The sequence below is a fragment of the Curvivirga sp. genome, assembly GCF_965219885.1.
Taxonomy (GTDB): Bacteria; Pseudomonadota; Alphaproteobacteria; order UBA8366; family Aestuariispiraceae; genus Curvivirga.
This window is the reverse complement of sequence record NZ_CBDCOT010000009.1, coordinates 761,893-778,897: the sequence shown is the minus strand read 5'-3', so window position 1 is coordinate 778,897 and position 17,005 is coordinate 761,893. Positions and strand designations below refer to the sequence as shown.

Annotated in this window: 17 protein-coding genes; 12 read left to right on the top strand and 5 right to left on the bottom strand. The window is 43.8% G+C overall.

Annotated elements, in window-relative coordinates:
• Positions 1-182: 182 nt before the first annotated feature.
• The 6 genes from rimP to ACOQOA_RS09080 all read left to right on the top strand — a co-directional run bounded on the left by rimP (position 183) and on the right by ACOQOA_RS09080 (position 6,707).
• On the top strand, positions 183-710 hold the full coding sequence (gene rimP, locus ACOQOA_RS09105; RefSeq protein WP_155154378.1) for a ribosome maturation factor RimP: 528 nt from the start codon (positions 183-185) through the stop codon (positions 708-710).
• Between the two features lie 88 nt (positions 711-798).
• Positions 799-2,373 carry a transcription termination factor NusA gene (gene nusA / locus ACOQOA_RS09100; protein WP_420548330.1) on the top strand — a complete coding sequence of 525 codons (1,575 nt, stop codon included), beginning with the start codon at positions 799-801 and terminating at the stop codon, positions 2,371-2,373.
• A 50-nt stretch (positions 2,374-2,423) separates the two neighbouring features.
• Positions 2,424-3,128, top strand: coding sequence for an RNA-binding protein (locus ACOQOA_RS09095; protein WP_420548329.1), 705 nt, complete (start codon positions 2,424-2,426; stop codon positions 3,126-3,128).
• A gap of 1 nt (position 3,129) precedes the next feature.
• Positions 3,130-5,730: a translation initiation factor IF-2 gene (gene infB, locus ACOQOA_RS09090; protein ID WP_420548328.1), complete on the top strand. Its 2,601-nt coding sequence runs from the start codon at positions 3,130-3,132 to the stop codon at positions 5,728-5,730.
• Between the two features lie 75 nt (positions 5,731-5,805).
• Positions 5,806-6,234 carry a 30S ribosome-binding factor RbfA gene (gene rbfA / locus ACOQOA_RS09085; RefSeq protein WP_420548327.1) on the top strand — a complete coding sequence of 143 codons (429 nt, stop codon included), beginning with the start codon at positions 5,806-5,808 and terminating at the stop codon, positions 6,232-6,234.
• 62 nt (positions 6,235-6,296) lie between these two features.
• Complete coding sequence (locus ACOQOA_RS09080) at positions 6,297-6,707, top strand: VOC family protein (protein ID WP_420548326.1); 411 nt, start codon at positions 6,297-6,299, stop codon at positions 6,705-6,707.
• Here the strand turns inward: ACOQOA_RS09080 and ACOQOA_RS09075 are convergent.
• Genes ACOQOA_RS09075 through ACOQOA_RS09065 form a run of 3 tightly spaced genes read right to left on the bottom strand, consistent with a single transcriptional unit; the run spans position 6,661 to position 9,142 of the window.
• Entirely contained in the window at positions 6,661-7,932 is a 1,272-nt protein-coding gene (locus ACOQOA_RS09075; RefSeq protein WP_420548325.1) for an MFS transporter, read from the bottom strand. The genes ACOQOA_RS09080 and ACOQOA_RS09075 overlap by 47 nt on opposite strands.
• Positions 7,933-7,990: 58 nt before the next feature.
• Positions 7,991-8,575 carry a TetR/AcrR family transcriptional regulator gene (locus ACOQOA_RS09070; RefSeq protein WP_420548324.1) on the bottom strand — a complete coding sequence of 195 codons (585 nt, stop codon included), beginning with the start codon at positions 8,573-8,575 and terminating at the stop codon, positions 7,991-7,993.
• Positions 8,576-8,578: 3 nt separating this feature from the next.
• Positions 8,579-9,142 carry a DNA-3-methyladenine glycosylase I gene (locus tag ACOQOA_RS09065; RefSeq protein WP_420548323.1) on the bottom strand — a complete coding sequence of 188 codons (564 nt, stop codon included), beginning with the start codon at positions 9,140-9,142 and terminating at the stop codon, positions 8,579-8,581.
• A 164-nt stretch (positions 9,143-9,306) separates the two neighbouring features.
• Between ACOQOA_RS09065 and ACOQOA_RS09060 the strand changes: the two genes are divergently transcribed.
• Together ACOQOA_RS09060 and ACOQOA_RS09055 are read left to right on the top strand one after the other, a co-directional pair.
• Positions 9,307-9,726, top strand: a complete 420-nt coding sequence (locus ACOQOA_RS09060; protein WP_420548322.1) for a VOC family protein — start codon at positions 9,307-9,309, stop codon at positions 9,724-9,726.
• Positions 9,727-9,930: 204 nt separating this feature from the next.
• Positions 9,931-10,431: a low molecular weight phosphatase family protein gene (locus ACOQOA_RS09055; RefSeq protein WP_420548321.1), complete on the top strand. Its 501-nt coding sequence runs from the start codon at positions 9,931-9,933 to the stop codon at positions 10,429-10,431.
• 6 nt (positions 10,432-10,437) lie between these two features.
• Here the strand turns inward: ACOQOA_RS09055 and ACOQOA_RS09050 are convergent, their stop codons facing one another.
• Together ACOQOA_RS09050 and ACOQOA_RS09045 are read right to left on the bottom strand one after the other, a co-directional pair.
• Entirely contained in the window at positions 10,438-11,538 is a 1,101-nt protein-coding gene (locus ACOQOA_RS09050) for a T6SS phospholipase effector Tle1-like catalytic domain-containing protein (protein ID WP_420548320.1), read from the bottom strand.
• A 22-nt stretch (positions 11,539-11,560) separates the two neighbouring features.
• The gene (locus ACOQOA_RS09045; protein ID WP_420548319.1) at positions 11,561-12,001 is read right to left on the bottom strand and encodes a hypothetical protein; all 441 of its coding nucleotides are present in this window, start codon (positions 11,999-12,001) and stop codon (positions 11,561-11,563) included.
• Between the two features lie 259 nt (positions 12,002-12,260).
• Between ACOQOA_RS09045 and ACOQOA_RS09040 the strand changes: the two genes are divergently transcribed.
• The 4 genes from ACOQOA_RS09040 to pnp all read left to right on the top strand — a co-directional run bounded on the left by ACOQOA_RS09040 (position 12,261) and on the right by pnp (position 16,537).
• On the top strand, positions 12,261-12,635 hold the full coding sequence (locus ACOQOA_RS09040; protein ID WP_420548318.1) for a VOC family protein: 375 nt from the start codon (positions 12,261-12,263) through the stop codon (positions 12,633-12,635).
• A 78-nt stretch (positions 12,636-12,713) separates the two neighbouring features.
• Complete coding sequence (truB, locus tag ACOQOA_RS09035) at positions 12,714-13,655, top strand: tRNA pseudouridine(55) synthase TruB (protein ID WP_420548317.1); 942 nt, start codon at positions 12,714-12,716, stop codon at positions 13,653-13,655.
• Between the two features lie 11 nt (positions 13,656-13,666).
• Positions 13,667-13,936 carry a 30S ribosomal protein S15 gene (rpsO, locus tag ACOQOA_RS09030; RefSeq protein WP_155154877.1) on the top strand — a complete coding sequence of 90 codons (270 nt, stop codon included), beginning with the start codon at positions 13,667-13,669 and terminating at the stop codon, positions 13,934-13,936.
• A gap of 411 nt (positions 13,937-14,347) precedes the next feature.
• Entirely contained in the window at positions 14,348-16,537 is a 2,190-nt protein-coding gene (pnp, locus tag ACOQOA_RS09025) for a polyribonucleotide nucleotidyltransferase (protein ID WP_420548316.1), read from the top strand.
• Positions 16,538-17,005: the final 468 nt, after the last annotated feature.

The window sequence follows — 17,005 nt, the reverse complement described above, 5'->3', positions numbered from 1 at the left end:
AGGCTTTCCCTTATATAGAGCGCAACCTTAATAACGTGCCTTGAGGCAACGATGTTGACGGTGGGCCAAGGCCCGCCTTTTTTATTGCCTAAATCAAGTGAAAACTTCGAAAGGCACTTCGCTGAAAGTGGCGAAGAAGCTAGGTTTAAAGCGTTATTGATGGTATAATTGAAGGAGTAGCCATGGCGGCTGTAACGCAAGTTGAAGAATTGATCGCACCCTCCCTTGAAGATTTGGGATATTTTATCGTGCGTATTCAAATGTCTGGTAAGGAAACTGTCACCGTTCAAATTATGATTGATCGGTTGGATGAAAAGCCTGTGGATGTTGAAGATTGTGCAACTGTTAGCCGTGCCGTGTCCGCTATTCTGGATGTGGAAGACCCTATAGAGAAAGCTTACAATTTAGAAGTAAGTTCGCCGGGTATTGATCGTCCTTTGGTTCGTCAACGGGATTATGCCCGTTTCGCTGGTTATGAAGCGAAGATCGAGCTGAAATATGCTGTTGAAAATCAAAGACGTTTCCGTGGAAAACTTTTGGGCATGGTCGATGATGATGTCCATCTAGAAATTGATCATCAAGGTGAGTTGGTGGAAATCGCTTTGCCATATGATGATATTGATCGGGCAAAATTAGTAATGTCCGATGCTTTGATGGAAGCTTCTAAGAAAGCTTTTGATGAAGCACAAGCAGAGAAGAATGAAGAGTAATCCTTAATCTAAGTGGACGCTCTTTGGTATTGGCTAACCGCTGTGACAGTTCTTTAGTGGACGACAGCTAGAAAACGGATGAAGTACGATGGAAGGTGTTACGATTACCCGCACAGATATGTTGGCAGTGGCTGACGCAGTAGCACGGGAAAAGAGCATCGATCGCGAACATGTTTTGGAAGCGATGGAGCAAGCTATTCAAAAAGCAGGTCGTTCCAAATATGGTCATGATCACGATATCCGCGCAGAGATTGACCGTAAAAACGGTGAAATCAAATTGGCGCGTTACACAGAGATCGTAGACGAAGTCGAAGATGAAGCGACACAGATTTCTTTGAAAGAAGCTTTGCGTTTCATGCCTAATGCGACTGCAGGTGAATTTATCGTTGATGAATTGCCACCGATTGATTTTGGTCGTATTGCTGCACAGACAGCGAAACAGGTTATCGTACAGAAAGTTCGTGAAGCTGAACGTGAGCGTCAGTATCAAGAATATAAAGATCGTGTTGGTGAAATCATCAATGGTGTTGTGAAACGTATTGAATTTGGCAACGTAACTGTTGATTTGGGTCGCGCAGAAGCAATCTTGCGCCGTGACGAAGTAATTCAACGCGAACATTTCAAACGCGGTGATCGTATCCGCGCTTATATCCATGATGTTCGCCAAGAACAACGTGGTCCGCAAATCTTCCTATCCCGTACACATCCGCAATTCTTGGCGGCTTTGTTTACACAGGAAGTACCAGAAATTTATGATGGCGTAATTGAAATTAAATCCGTATCCCGTGATCCGGGTTCCCGTGCAAAAATGGGCGTGATTTCCAATGACGCATCTATCGACCCTGTTGGGGCATGTGTTGGTATGCGCGGTTCTCGTGTTCAGGCTGTAGTGGCTGAACTTCAAGGCGAGAAAATCGACATCATTCCATGGACAGAAGACGAAGCTTCCTTCGTGGTAAATGCGTTGGCGCCAGCTGAAGTTTCTAAAATCGTGATGGATGAAGAAACAGGTAAGATGGAAGTTGTTGTTCCTGATGAACAACTCTCCCTTGCAATTGGTCGTCGTGGACAAAACGTACGTTTGGCTTCCATGTTAACAGGTTGGGATATCGATATCATGACCGAGGAACAAGAGTCTGAAAAACGCCAAGCTGAATTTGCTGAACGTTCTGACTCTTTCATGAACGCATTAGACGTAGACGAAGTGATCGCACGTTTGTTGGTGACGGAAGGCTTTACCTCTGTTGAGGAAGTTGGCTTCGTACCAGTTGAAGAATTGGCAAGCATCGAAGGTTTCAATGAAGAGTTGGCTGAAGAGCTTCGTAATCGTGCACGTAACTTCTTGGAAGCAGAATCTGCGCGTCTAGAAGCACGTCGTGTTGAGTTGGGTATCGCAGATGATCTGAGCAATGTTGAAGCATTGACACCAGCAATGTTGGTTGCACTTGGTGAAGCAGATGTGAAATCCCTAGATGATTTCGCGGATTTGGCTGCAGATGAGTTGACTGACAAAGAAGACGGTATCTTGCGCAAATTCCCGATGACTGAAGCAGAAGCAAGTGACTTGATTATGGAAGCGCGTGTGGCTGCTGGTTGGTTTACACAAGAAGAGTTGGACGAGATGCGTGCAGCTGCTTCTGAAGAAGAAGGTGAAGACGCTTAATTTAGCGACCTTACCTAAGGATAGAACGCTTCTGTTGGAAGAACTTGAACATGTCTGATCAGAATATGGAAAGCGAAACAACAGAAGCGGAAATTCCAGCTGATTGTTTGGATGATGGTCCGGATGTAGCTGGAAAACGTTCCAAGAAACAAAAGACGGATCCCATGCGGAAATGTCTGGTATCTGGGGAACGTAAATTAAAATCAGAGATGATCCGTTTTGTATTAGGGCCTGATCAGACCTTGGTACCGGATTTGAAAGCGGTTTTACCGGGACGTGGTATGTGGGCGAGCGCATCGTCGGAATTACTGGGTCAAGCAGCCAAGCGCGGATTATTCGCCAAGGCAGCACGTAGCAAAGTTATCATTCCGGATGATTTTGTTGCGCAATTGGAAAAACTGCTGGTTCGCCGTTGCAGCGAGAACCTGTCTTTAGCCAATCGTGCGGGGCAGGCCATTGTCGGTTTTGAAAAGGTGCGTTCCGCCTTGAAAGCCGAAGCGCGACCTGCGGCAGGATTGGTTTTAGCAGCCCGTGATGGGGCAGATGATGGGAAACGCAAGGTCGGACAGCTGGCTGCTGCGTTAAAAACACCGGTTTCGGATGTCTTGGATGCAGAGGAAATCGGAATAGCTTTCGGGCGCGATATGGTGATACATGCCTATCTGTTGCCGGGAGGCCTAACAGACAGTTTAAAGGCCGATACGGCACGGTTGGCGGGTTTCCGTAAGGAAGCAGGCATCAAGGAAGAAGGTTAAAATGAGCGACGACAAAAATAAAGGCGGTTCTAAATTAACTCTGGACAAGCCAGGTCGGCTTGAACTGAAGAAGACTGTAGAAACTGGTCAAGTTAAGCAAAGCTTTAGCCATGGCCGTTCCAAGACCGTGACTGTTGAAGTGAAACGCAAACGTACATTTGAACGTGGTGCAAGCGGTAAGATGCGTGCGGTGGATGAAAGCGGTAAGGCGTCGACATCCGCGGCAACATATTCACCAGCAATGGATGGTTTGTCCGATGCTGAACGTGATGCACGTATGAAAGCGTTGGCTGGTGCGGCAGAGCAGGAAGAGCGTCTACGTAAGGAGCGCGAAGATTCCGATCGTCGTGCGAAAGAAGCTGCTGAACGCCGTAAGGAAGAAGAAGAGCAAAAGATCAAAGACGCGGAAGCTGAAAAAGCACGTGCTGAAGTTGAAGCAAAAATGAAAGCTGAAATGGAAGCAAAACGCGCAGCTGAAGAAGAAGCAGCCCGTCAATTGGCTGACGAAGAAAAGAAGCGTGAAGCTGAAAAAGCAGCGGCTGCGGCAAAATCTGCACCTAAAGAAAATAAAGCAGCACCTAAAGCGGCTGCGGTTGTTGATGACGCGGGTGATGCTAATCGCGGGCCGAAGAAGAGACCTGCAGAGAAGAAGACACAAACGGCACCTCAGCCATCCCGTGCTAGTCGCGGTGAACCACGTCGTCGTCAAGGTAAATTGACGATTACACAGGCGTTGGATGGTGATGATGGCCAACCACGTACACAATCTTTGGCAGCGGTGAAACGCCGTCGTGAAAAAGAAAAGTTACAAGCACAGAATATGCGTAACCGTAACGAGAAAATCTCTCGTGAGGTGACAGTACCTGAAAGCATTACAGTTGCTGAATTGGCAAACCGTATGGCGGAACGTGTGGGTGATGTGATCAAGTCATTGATGAAAATGGGCGTGATGGCAACACAAAACCAATCTATTGATCCAGATACAGCGGAATTAGTGATTGAAGAATTTGGTCACACAATTGTTCGCGTTGCGGAATCAGATGTCGAGGATATCTTGGTTGGTGAAGCGGATAACGAAGCTGATATGGTTTCCCGTGCCCCTGTTGTGACTGTTATGGGTCACGTTGACCATGGTAAGACATCTTTGTTGGATGCGTTGCGTGCAACTGATGTGGCGGCTGGTGAAGCTGGTGGTATTACACAGCATATTGGTGCTTATCAGGTTGAGATGGCATCTGGTGATCAAATTACATTCCTTGATACACCTGGTCACGAAGCCTTCACCCAAATGCGTATGCGTGGTGCGTCTGTAACAGATATCGTAGTTTTGGTTGTTGCGGCGGATGATGGTATCCAGCCACAAACCAAAGAGGCGATTGCCCATTCCAAAGCAGCGGAAGTGCCGATCATTGTTGCGATCAACAAATGTGATAAGCCTGAAGCTGATCCAATGCGCATCAAAACCCAACTTCTAGAAAATGATTTGATCCCGGAAGATATGGGTGGTGAGATTGTATGTGTAGAAGTTTCTGCAAAAGCACGTACAGGTCTTGATGATTTGGAAGAACATATCCTTCTTCAAGCTGAGATTTTGGAATTGAAAGCCAATCCTGATCGTAAAGCTGAAGGTGCGGTTGTTGAGGCACGTATGGAAAAAGGTCGCGGTTCTGTTGCAACTGTCTTGATCCAACGTGGTACAATTTCTGTCGGCGATATCTTTGTTGCGGGCGGTGAATCTGGTCGTGTTCGTGCGTTGTTGGATGATAAAGGTCGTAAGATCAAAACAGCCGGTCCATCTGTTCCTGTTGAAATTCTCGGTTTCCAAGGAACACCATCTGCAGGTGATGATTTCGCCGTTGTAGATGATGAGGCAACAGCACGTGAGATCGCTGAATATCGTCAACGTAAGGCGAAAGCCGCGAAACAAATTGTGACACAAGGCATGAGCAGCCTGGATCAATTGTTCAGTCAGATTAAAGCAGGCGAGATCAAAGAAATGCCTGTGGTGATCAAGACCGACGTACAAGGGTCCTTGGAGGCGATTACAGCATCTCTAGAGAAACTTGCCAATGACGAAGTGAAAGTACGTGTCCTTCATGGTGCTGTTGGTGGTTTGACAGAGTCTGATGTGACTTTGGCAGCGTCCACAGGCGGTGTATGTATGGGCTTTAACGTGCGTGCAAATCCGCAAGCCCGTGATATGGCCCGTCGCGATGGCGTAGACATCCGTTACTATTCCGTGATCTATGATATGATTGATGACGTGAAGAAAGTTCTTGGCGGTATGTTGGCACCAGAAGTTCGTGAGAACTTCTTGGGTTATGCTGAAATTCGTGAAGTCTTCAATATTACAAAAGCCGGTAAGATTGGTGGTTGTTATGTGACTGAAGGCATGGTGAAACGTGGCGCGAAAGTACGCTTGTTGCGTGATAACGTTGTGATCCATGAAGGCACATTGAAAACCCTGCGTCGTTTCAAAGACGATGTGAAGGAAGTTCAATCCGGTTATGAATGTGGTATGGCATTCGAAAATTACGAAGATATCAAAGCTGGCGACGTGATCGAAGCCTTTGAGATTGAAGAAATCGCACGCGAACTTTAATCACATATCTTCATATGCGTTTAGAGGGAGGGTGTCATACTCTCCCTCTTCTTGTTTAAGTTTGGAAATTGTAAAATGGCACATAAAAATCGTTCTGGTGTAGGTCGTTCTCAACGTCAATTAAAGGTTGGCGAAGAAATCCGCCATGCGTTGTCTTCGATTATCATGCGTGGTGAGTTTCGTAACCCGATCTTGCAGAAAGCAAATCTGACGGTGACAGAAGTGCGTGCAAGTCCGGATCTTCGTAATGCCACATGTTTTATCGTGCCATTGGGTGGTGAAGACCGTGTGCCACGTGACCAAGTACTAGAAGCCTTAAAAGGGGCATCTGTCTTCTTGAAAACACAGGTGGCGCAATCCGTTCATTTGAAATATGCACCTCGTCTTTCTTTCCAATATGACGAAAGCTTCGATGAAGGCTCTCATGTGGATGCACTTTTACGTAATCCTGTGGTGCAAGCCGATGTGGCAAAAGGTCACGATGAAGATGATTTTGAAGATTAATTTCTAGATCGATCTTAGTGTTTTTGCTAGGCTCCTTCCAGTTGCGGGAAGGAGCCTTTTTTATGGATGAAATTATTGAAGAAGTTGTTGATGCGGTGACTGATATGCTTGGCATCGAGGATCATGATGATGATCGTTGCATCAATTATGTGGAACTGAATGTCACAGATATCGAACGGGCCAAAAGTTTTTATGGGGAGGCCTTTGGCTGGACCTTTACCGATTATGGACCGGAATATTGTGAATTCAATGACGGTAAAATGAAGGGTGGCTTTGCCTTGATGAAACCTGAAGATGTAGTTCTTGGTGGTCCACTTGTTGTGCTTTATGCGGATGACTTGGAAGAAGTTATGGCCGATATTAAGAAAGCAGGTGGCCAGATCTCAGTCCCGATTTTTGAATTCCCCGGTGGTAAGAGATTTCAGTTTACCGATCCTGAAGGCTATGAGCTTGCGGTATGGACCCATCTTTAGAAGTAATGGGCCGTCTTATGAAAAGAATAAGCCAGATCGCAAAGCAAAAGGCAGCGGCTAGCAGCGTTGGAATAATCAATCCGTAGTTCACAGCAATGGCACCGACAATATAGGTGCCGATGCCACCTGCACATTGGCCAAGCATAAAGAGGCTGCCCATGACGCGACCCCGTTGTTCTTCTATCACTTCAACCTGGATATAACTGTAAGATAGAGTGCGCCGGAATTCCCCAGCCAAGCCCATGATAACAGACATCGCAATTGCGATATAAAGATTGGGAAAAAGATACATAATCACTAGGGCAATCATGGAAATCAGAAAAGCCCATATGATCCGATGTGGGATGATTAAAGCCTCACCACCATGGGCGAGCCATAAGGCGGTTATGGTTGCCCCGATGCCACGGGCAGCGAGAATAGCTGAAACCCCGATCACGCCAGCCTCAAGAAGCTGATCTGAAAATGCAGGTGTCATGTAATAGACCGCTGACATCAAGAAATCTCCAAGCAACATAAGAATGACAATAGGCATAAATTGCGGATGCTTGAAGATATAGCTGAACCCATCTTGGATATCGGCCATAATGGATTTCTCGCTTTTGGTCGGCGAGGTGAAATCTTCTGGTGTCTTTAGGGTATAGATCACCAGTAAGAGAACCATATAGCCGAAAGCATTGATACCAAAGGCGATTGCAATGTCGAAGTTAGCGATTAAAAAACCCGCAAGGGCAGGGCCGACGAAAACGGCAAATTGCGTATAAGATGCATTGACCGCAATCGCGGAAGTCAGCTTTTCTTTGGCGATAAAGCGCGGCAACATACTATTCATTGCAGGTACTGTTAATGCGACAAAGATACCATGAATAAACACAAGTGCAGCCAGAGTGATAATGGGTAGTTGATCTATCCATGCAAGATAGGCAATCAACACAGCTTGACTGAGTAAAAGGAAATTACTGATTTTCCATATCTTTAATCGGTCATACCGATCTGCTAAAGCACCACAAAACGGCATGAATAGGATTGTGGGTAATATATCCATCAATGTGATGATGGCCAACCAAGCGGTTGATTGTGTAATTTCCCATGCATACCAATTCACCGCAATGAGTTGGATGAAAAATGTAATCCAACTGGTGATGGAACCCACAGAATAGATTCTGAAATTACGATCAGAAAATGCCTCGGTGATACCGCTTTGGAAATTTCGCGAAATAAAAGCCATGAACTATATTCGCGTTAGAAAATAATGATCGCAATGAAAATCAGGGTTGGATATATGATTAATCCAATATCTGGTCAGATATCTTGCGAAAAGCATCCGCATATTTATGAAACGCCGCTTCGCGATTTTCTGAGGTGGCAATTTTCAAGGCGTAGCTATCCAAAGCACCCGAAAGGAAATCAGCAATATATTTTGCATCTTCTTTAGAGCCTTGATTAACCTCTACCCCATATAATAATGCGGCATAGGCGGATTCCTCATCCTGGGATCGACAATAATCCCAACCTAGGACATTGGGGCCATCAATTAACATCACTTGGGCAAAAGCGGCATCAACAAAGACATGAAGGTAAGCCACACAACCTTCAATCAGGTCTGTACGGGGGTCTTCGTTTTTTGTGGCATAACCTTCCACAATCTCACCCATCTTCTCCCCTAAACTGTCATAAACAGCTTTGAAAATATCGACCTTATCTTTGAAATGATGATAAAGAGATCCACGGGAACTTTCAGCCGCTTCTACAATCTTGGTCGTAGATGTTTTGCGAAACCCATATGTGGCGAAACAATCTGTCGCTACGTCGATCAGATGTTTTCGTGTACGTTCCAAATTCTCTTTATTTTTACCGACAGGTTTGTTCATCTCTTATTTCTGAACCTCGTGATACCGGAAACAATCTACGAGATGATCATTCACCATGCCGACCGCTTGCATGAAAGCATAGCAGGTGGTTGGTCCGACAAATTTGAAACCCTGTTTTTTGAGTGACTTACTCATATCTTCTGCAATTGGTGTGACAGCCGGTACATCTTCAACTTTTTGCCAGTTATTGATGATAGGTTCATGCTGCACGAAGGACCATATATACGTATCAAAGCTTCCATGTTCTTCCTGTATTTTCAGGAAAGCTTTGGCATTACTGATAATCGCATTCACTTTTAATTTATTGCGAACCACACGCTCATCCTGCAGTAAAGCTTGAATTTTATCTTCGCCATAGGTGGCAATTTGGGCGGCATCGAAATTATCAACGGCTTCTTGGTATCCTGATCTTTTGGCAAGGATGGTTGCCCAGCTTAAACCGGATTGCATACCTTCCAAAACCAATATCTCAAACAAAAGCCGATCATCGTGAACAGGTACGCCCCATTCCTCGTCGTGATATTTTGTTTCTAACGGATTTGATTCCGACCAGTCGCATCTCTTCATTTTACACCCATTTCCTAAAGCTAAAATCAGCGCTATTTTTCTGGCATTTTTCATCCAGATTTGAAACTAAAAATTAGCATATTGACATATAGACAGATTGTCTATAAATAATATACAGACAAAATGTCTATAAGATAAAATTTCGAGATTTACAGGAGGAAATTATGAAAATCTCTAGCTATTATCCGGTTCTATGTGTGAATAACGTGCAGGAAATGTCAGATTTCTATCAAACGCATTTTGGTTTCGAAGTTGGTTTTGACAGTGATTGGTATGTGCATCTAACTATGAAAGAACAGCCATATGTGAATTTGGCTTTTGTTAAATCGGATCATCCATCCGTACCAGAGATGTTACGTCAACAAGCCCAGGGTGTAATCCTGAATTTTGAAGTTGAAGATGTAGATGATTTTTATAACAGAATGAAAGCCGCCAATATGTCGATTAAACTTGAATTGAGAGATGAGGATTGGGGGCAGCGCCATTTCATTATGACTGACCCGGCCGGGGCAATGATTGATGTGATCAAGTTGATCCCACCATCTGCAGAATTTCAGGAGCAATATACTGCTCTCTCTGCCTAAAACATTTTAAAATGATTGTTCGAATACTTTTGTAACCTCGATCCTTTCTGTGGATCGAGGTTCAATTTTAAATAGTATAATTAAAGAGAGTAATTATCTTTGGTGACATAATTGTAAAACCAAACCGTCACAAATACATTACATAAAACTTATATAAGAGCTGCTCCTAATTCATAAAATAATTTTTCTTTGGGAGTGAGTAACATGTTTAATATTCTATTTGTCTGCACCGGCAACAGTTGTCGCAGTATCCTGGCTGAAGCTATTTTTAATCATTATGGACATGGATTAATTACGGCTTACAGTGCAGGTACCCATCCGGTTGGCGATGTGAATATGGGTGCGGAAGCCTGTCTGTATCGCCATGGCATTTCTTATGAAGACTTGTCTTCAAAAAGTTGGGAAGATGATAACTTGCCTGAATTTGATGCCGTGATCACGGTTTGTGATAATGCGGCCTTGCTGGACGCACCTGCTTGGTCCGGAAACCCTGTGTCATTACATTGGGGATTAACGGATCCAGCACGTTATGTATGTGATGCCAAAGAGATGACCCATGTATTTGAAGAAGTATTCTTAAAACTGGAACATAGTGCAAAATCCCTATTGGCTGAACTGGACCATAATTCGGGAGGTGCTGACCTGATGGATATTTTATCTCGTTTATCCAAAGATTATCAGGCAAACCTTAAGATGATCGCATGATTTCAACTAGAATTTCGCCGTGCTGACTTTTTGTATCTTCCCCTTATCGTTAACTTCTTGATAAAGTTGACCCTCATTAAGTGCGGTTGGATAATAATCATTAAACTTTTGGGCTCGCTGAAAAGCGGAAGTATGGATAAGTGGCTTTTGGTTGGAGCTGGCATCGGCCCCGCTGATACATTTCAGTATGTTTCTATTTTTTAAAAAGGCATTTGCAGGACGTTTATGCCAATGAAGTTTACCATCTACTCGTGGGATGATTTCAATATCTTCTGGGCCAAGTCCGTATTTATTATTCTTGAACTCCTTCTGGGCTATTTTTTGAGGCGTACGAAAAGCCATATTCAATTTTCTACGCTTCATCTCCTCACACATGAATTGAAGGGTTATATCAGATAGGCCATCATGAAAATACCCGCCACCGATATCACTATGGACACCTGGAAACCAAATTTCAGTCACACGAGATTCTGCTTGCATTAACGTTGGACGAAATGCCAATCGCTGTTCATCAAGTGAGACAAGATGAAGAGCTTCTTCCACATTTTCAGATACTCGGTTTCCGTTTTCAAATTTCACTTTTGAATAGGCGTTTTCCTCACGGCTTAAATTGGGTGCATTAAATGAAATGACTGTATCAAAAACCCCCATAAATCGAATGACAGGTTCAGAAGAGTCTTCTGGAATGTATTTTTTTACTAAACTTGCAAATTTTCGTGCGATTGCAGCTCCTCGACTAAAGCCAAACAGATAAATCTCGTCACCAGGTTGGTAGGTGTTTGAGATGGCCTTTGCCCCTAAACCGATAATTTCATCTACATCACTGCAAGTTGGAGACAAGGTCATATTTATGAATTTGCGGAAAAACCCTCCATAGGTTCCTACGCCTTGAAAATAATATACATATTGATTGGGAAATTTAGAGGATGCGCCGGCAGCAGTACTGGTTTTATTCAAATTTTTTAGGCGTCCACCGAGCAAAAAATAGAGCTTTAAAACATTACTGATGCCGTCGTCTTCCACGCGACCATTTCCTAAATCTCTTTGATGAGCGTCTTCAGGTTCGTTTGCCGTGCCGTCAAAGCAGATAATAATTTTTTTACTCATATGCTTTCTCCCATAACGATTTTTACTGGTCTGATTTTGCCTTGTTTTCTTGTTGGCTTGTTGCTGCGGGTTTTCCTGCGATTTCGGCAGTTTGTTTTACATGATTGCGTACAGCCTCTTGGCTAAAGCCTAGATATCCCTGAAACAATCTTATTGCGCCTTTACTGCCTCCTGCGATTAGGGCGGCTGTAACAATCATACCTAATGATGTTGAACAAGTGGGCGTGGCAGCTGTCGTAAAGCTGACGAGGATATCGAAATTAATTTGGTAACAGATTCCTAATGACACCAGAAAACTGACGAATGATTTAGAGAGTAAATTTGGGAATTTTTCTTTCGCTTGCTTCCACCAACGTGATTCAAAAAGCAAGGCTGAGGATCGTTCAAGGACCATTGCGAGTAAAATGACTTTACCGAGATTTTCTATAACATCATGGGTCAGAAATGCATTAAGATTGTCCATAAAAATTCCCCCTCTTTTCATGCAGCCTTTGCAATCACTTATAGCGGAAAATTTATATTAAATCTATCTAAAATAGATTATTCTAATATTGATATTTTAAGTTATTCTATTAATTGATATTTTCAAAACATACTTGCTTTGCAGGTTAAGTATCCGTATCGCTTCTTTGTTATCAGGTTTGGAGAGATGAAAATATATGGACTCTGTTTATAACTGGATAGCGAGACTAATCTTAATTCCATTTCAATAAGGAAAGATCATGCTGTTTGGTGTTGTACTTGGAACCAACAATCTTAAAGAAGCGGGTGAATTTTATGATAAGCTTCTGGATACTATTGAAATGGTACGCCTTATGGCGGATGACATAGAAATTGGTTATGGACCGCATGGTGGTTCTAGTTGCTTCTGGGTTACAAAACCTTTCAACCAAAAGCCTGCGACCTTTGGCAATGGCACGCAGGTGACCTTTCAAGCTACCAGTAACGAAATGGTAGAAGAATTCCATCGCTTGGCTTTAGAGCTCGGTGGAAAAAATGAAGGTGATCCAGGTTATCGCTATAGACCTAACTATTATGGTGCTTATTGCCGTGATTTAGATGGGAATAAGTTACATGTCATGCATGAGCCCAAATAAATTATTCTTGAGTTTCAAAGATAGGGCCTTTATGTGTCTGCCTTCACGTGATTGACGAAATATGAGTAGCGAGAATTTATGGGTCGCAAGAAAAAAGGGAACCCGGTGCATGGCTGGGTGATTATTGATAAGGCTGCCGGTATTGGCTCCACCCCGATTGTTGGAAAGGCGCGTCGTGCGTTAAATGCACAAAAAGCGGGGCATGGCGGCACACTTGATCCTTTTGCCACCGGATTGCTGCCTTTGGCCTTTGGAGAGGCGACTAAATCCGTATCCTATGTAATGGATGGGATTAAAACTTATCAGTTTACGTTGAAATTTGGTGAGGTGACCGACACACTTGATTTGGAAGGTGAGGTTGTTGCCATATCTGACAAACGTCCAACAGAAGAAGAAATGTTGGCAGCGATCCCACAATTTGTTGGTAATATTGAACAGGTGCCGCCAAAATTCTCCGCGCTTAAAATTGATGGGAAACGGGCTTATGATCTAGCACGTGCAGGCGAAGAAGTTGAGATGAAATCTCGTCCTGCTTATGTGAAAGAAATCAAGCTAATCAAAGTGATAGATGCTGACCATGCCTTCTTTGAAGTGACATGTGGAAAAGGGTTTTATGTACGGTCCTTAGGGCGTGATTTGGCGGAAGCCATGGGGACTGTCGGTCATTTGACGACCTTACGTCGAACAAAAATCGGTCCTTTTGAAGAAAAAGATGCGATTTTACTTGAAGATTTCGAAAAAAAGGCGCATAACGCCGTGGAATTTGGGGAACTATTGCTCCCCATAGAAGCAGCGCTGGACGGTATCCCGGCGTTGTCTTTAGAAGAAGGTGAAGCCTTGAGACTACGAAATGGTCAGGCTGTAACCCTTCTCCGAAAGGTTGATTTGGATCGTATTGCCGACCTGAAGGACGGTGACACGGCCCTTGCTTTGTTCAAGAAACGGGCGCTTGCGCTAGTGACTTACAGTAGGGGAGAGATCAAACCGACACGGGTTTTTGTTTATCAAGATACCGTATAAAGGAAGACATTATGTCCATTACTGCTGAACGCAAAGCTGAAGTGATCGCTGACAACCAAGCTAAATCTGGTGATACAGGATCTCCTGAAGTACAAATCGCGATTTTGACAGAGCGCATTTCTAACCTGACAGAGCATTTGAAATCTCACAAAAAAGATTTCCACTCTCGTCGTGGTTTGCTTGTAATGGTTGGTAAGCGTCGTAGCTTGCTTGATTACTTGAAAAAGAAAAACGAGCAAGGTTACAAAGACCTTATCGCGAAATTGGGCATTCGCCGCTAAGCGAAGAGCTTTCGACAGGGCGCAGAAAAATTCTGCGCCCTGTTTATTTCTATAGCTATATTTCTGTAACAAATCTGGTATAGCTATGGACCATTCAGCTTAATTAAGCTGGATAAAAATGAAAGAAGGATTGGCGAACGGGATTTAAATCAGCCTCGGGTTCACCCAAAGACCTAAAAATGGTCGTGTTGACATATTTATGTGGAACGGTTCCGGCCCGCTCCCCCATCCAACCACCCAAGTTATTATGAGGTGGATTGGGCGATGAAGCGCACCGGACCTGACAAAGTATTTCACATAGATACGCCAACACGGCTCTGAGACTGAATTAGTTTTCATTCACTTTCTTCTTTCAAAAAGTCAGGACCCATAGGGGGTACTGATCTATTTGATGTTAAGAAAAGGAAAATTATGTTTAACGTAGTTACAAAGTCTATTGAATGGGCTGGTCGTACATTGACCATCGAAACAGGTCGTATCGCACGTCAAGCTGATGGTGCGGTATTGATCACATATGGTGGTACAAAATTGCTATGTACAGCTGTATTTGCAAAAGCAGCTAAGCCGGGCCAAGACTTCTTCCCACTCACTGTGAATTACCAAGAAAAAACATTCGCAGCGGGTAAAATTCCAGGTGGTTTCTTCAAACGTGAAGGCCGTCCATCTGAGAAAGAAACACTTACAAGTCGTTTGATCGACCGTCCAATCCGTCCATTGTTCATCGACGGTTTCCGTAACGAAACACAAGTTGTGACAACAGTGATGAGCCACGATTTGGAAACAAATCCAGATATCGTTGCGATGATCGGTGCATCTGCCGCTTTGACAATTTCCGGTGCGCCATTCCTTGGCCCAATCGGTGCGGCACGTGTTGGTCGTATCGACGGTGAGTTGGTATTGAACCCATCTGAATCCGATATGGAAAAGTCTGAGTTGGATTTGGTGGTTGCTGGTACAACTGAAGGCGTGTTGATGGTTGAATCCGAAGCACAGGAATTGTCCGAAGCAACAATGCTTGAGGCAGTTGATTTCGGTCATGATGCTTTCCAACCAGTAATCGACTTGATCATCTCCTTGGCAGAAGAAGCGGCAAAAGAGCCATATGACATGCCAGAAGAAGATCCAGCAAAAGAAACTGTTAAAGCACGTTTGACAGAATTGGCTGAAGCTGGCCTACGTGATGCTTATGGCATCATCGTTAAACAAGATCGCCAAGCGGCAATTGCAGAAGTTAAAGAAGCTGCAATGGCTAAACTGGAAGAAGAAGAGCTAGACGTTGAATTGGCTGGCAAATTGTTCAAAGGTCTTGAGTCTGACATCGTTCGTGGCAACATCATCAAAACAAGCAGTCGTATTGACGGTCGTGGCTTGGCTGATGTTCGTGCGATCGATTGCCAAGTTGGCGTGATTGACCGTACACATGGTTCTGCATTATTCACACGTGGTGAAACACAGGCGTTGGTTGTTACAACATTGGGTACAGGCCAAGATGAGCAAATCATCGACGCGTTGGAAGGCGAATATCGTCAGCACTTCATGTTGCATTATAACTTCCCTCCATATTCTGTTGGTGAAGCTGGTCGTATGGGTAGCCCGGGTCGTCGTGAAATTGGTCACGGTAAATTGGCTTGGCGCGCAATCAACCCAATGATGCCAACTAAAGAAGACTTCCCATACACAGTTCGCGTGGTATCTGAGATCACAGAATCTAATGGTTCTTCTTCTATGGCGACAGTATGTGGTACATCCCTAGCGATGATGGATGCGGGTGTTCCTTTACAAAAGCCATGTGCGGGTATCGCAATGGGCTTGATTAAAGAAGAAGATGGCGTTGCTGTATTGTCTGATATCTTGGGTGATGAGGATCACTTAGGCGACATGGACTTTAAAGTGGCTGGTACTGAAGACGGTATCACATCCCTTCAAATGGATATTAAAATCACATCCATTACCAAAGACATTATGAAGACAGCTTTGGAACAAGCTAAAGGCGGTCGTCTACATATCCTTGATGAAATGGCAAAAGCGATTACAGCAGGTCGTGAGGAAGTATCTTCCAACGCACCACGCATCACATCCATGCAAATCCCGAAAGAGAAAATTCGCGACGTAATCGGTACAGGCGGTAAAGTTATCCGTGAAATCACCGAAGAAACAGGCGTGAAAATCGACATCGACGAAGATGGTACGGTGAAAATCGCAGCTGTTGATGCAGATGCAGGCAAACGTGCTTACGACTGGATCTACGGTATCGTTGCTGAGCCAGAGCCAGGCACAATCTACAAAGGTAAGGTTGTGAAGGTTGTTGATTTTGGTGCATTCGTGAACTTCATGGGTTCCAAAGATGGTCTTGTTCATATTTCTGAATTGCAATTCGCACGTACAGAAAAAGTAACAGACATTTGTAACGAAGGTGACGAAGTATACGTGAAATGTCTAGGCGTTGACGATCGTGGTAAAGTAAAACTTTCCATGAAAGTTGTGGATCAGGAAACAGGTGAAGAAGTTGAACCACCTGCACGTGAACCACGCGGCGAAGGCGAAGAAGGCGGTGAAGATCGTCCTCGTAAGGCACGTCGTAAACCACGCAGAGACGACTAATCTGTTTCAGATTATCTGATTTGGAAAAGGGCAGCCTTCGGGCTGCCCTTTTTGTTTGTGCCTCATCAGAACTTCATAACTAGATTTATGGCTAAGAATTAATTTCAGGAATGCGATTTATTTCGGTTTTTGATGTAGGGCAATGTTTCTTGCGGCTCAGTTAAATAAGTTACCCTACAGTTCGTAGGTAGATTTATTTATGAGAGGAAATTCAATAAGAATTTTTGAATGGAATTCTTATGGTTGAGTAAAAAATTAGAAATATTCTAAATAAAATACGTGTGAGTATGACAAAGATTGGCGATCAAATTCATGCGGAAAATATCTTAAATCAAGCGTAGGTTGCTGTAATCACAGGAAAAAATAACCATAAAAACTTATATTTAGCGCTTGCTTTAAAATATATAAAATTTTATAGAAATATTACTTAAATTCAGGGCTTTAATGGTGGGAAGACTTAATTTTAGT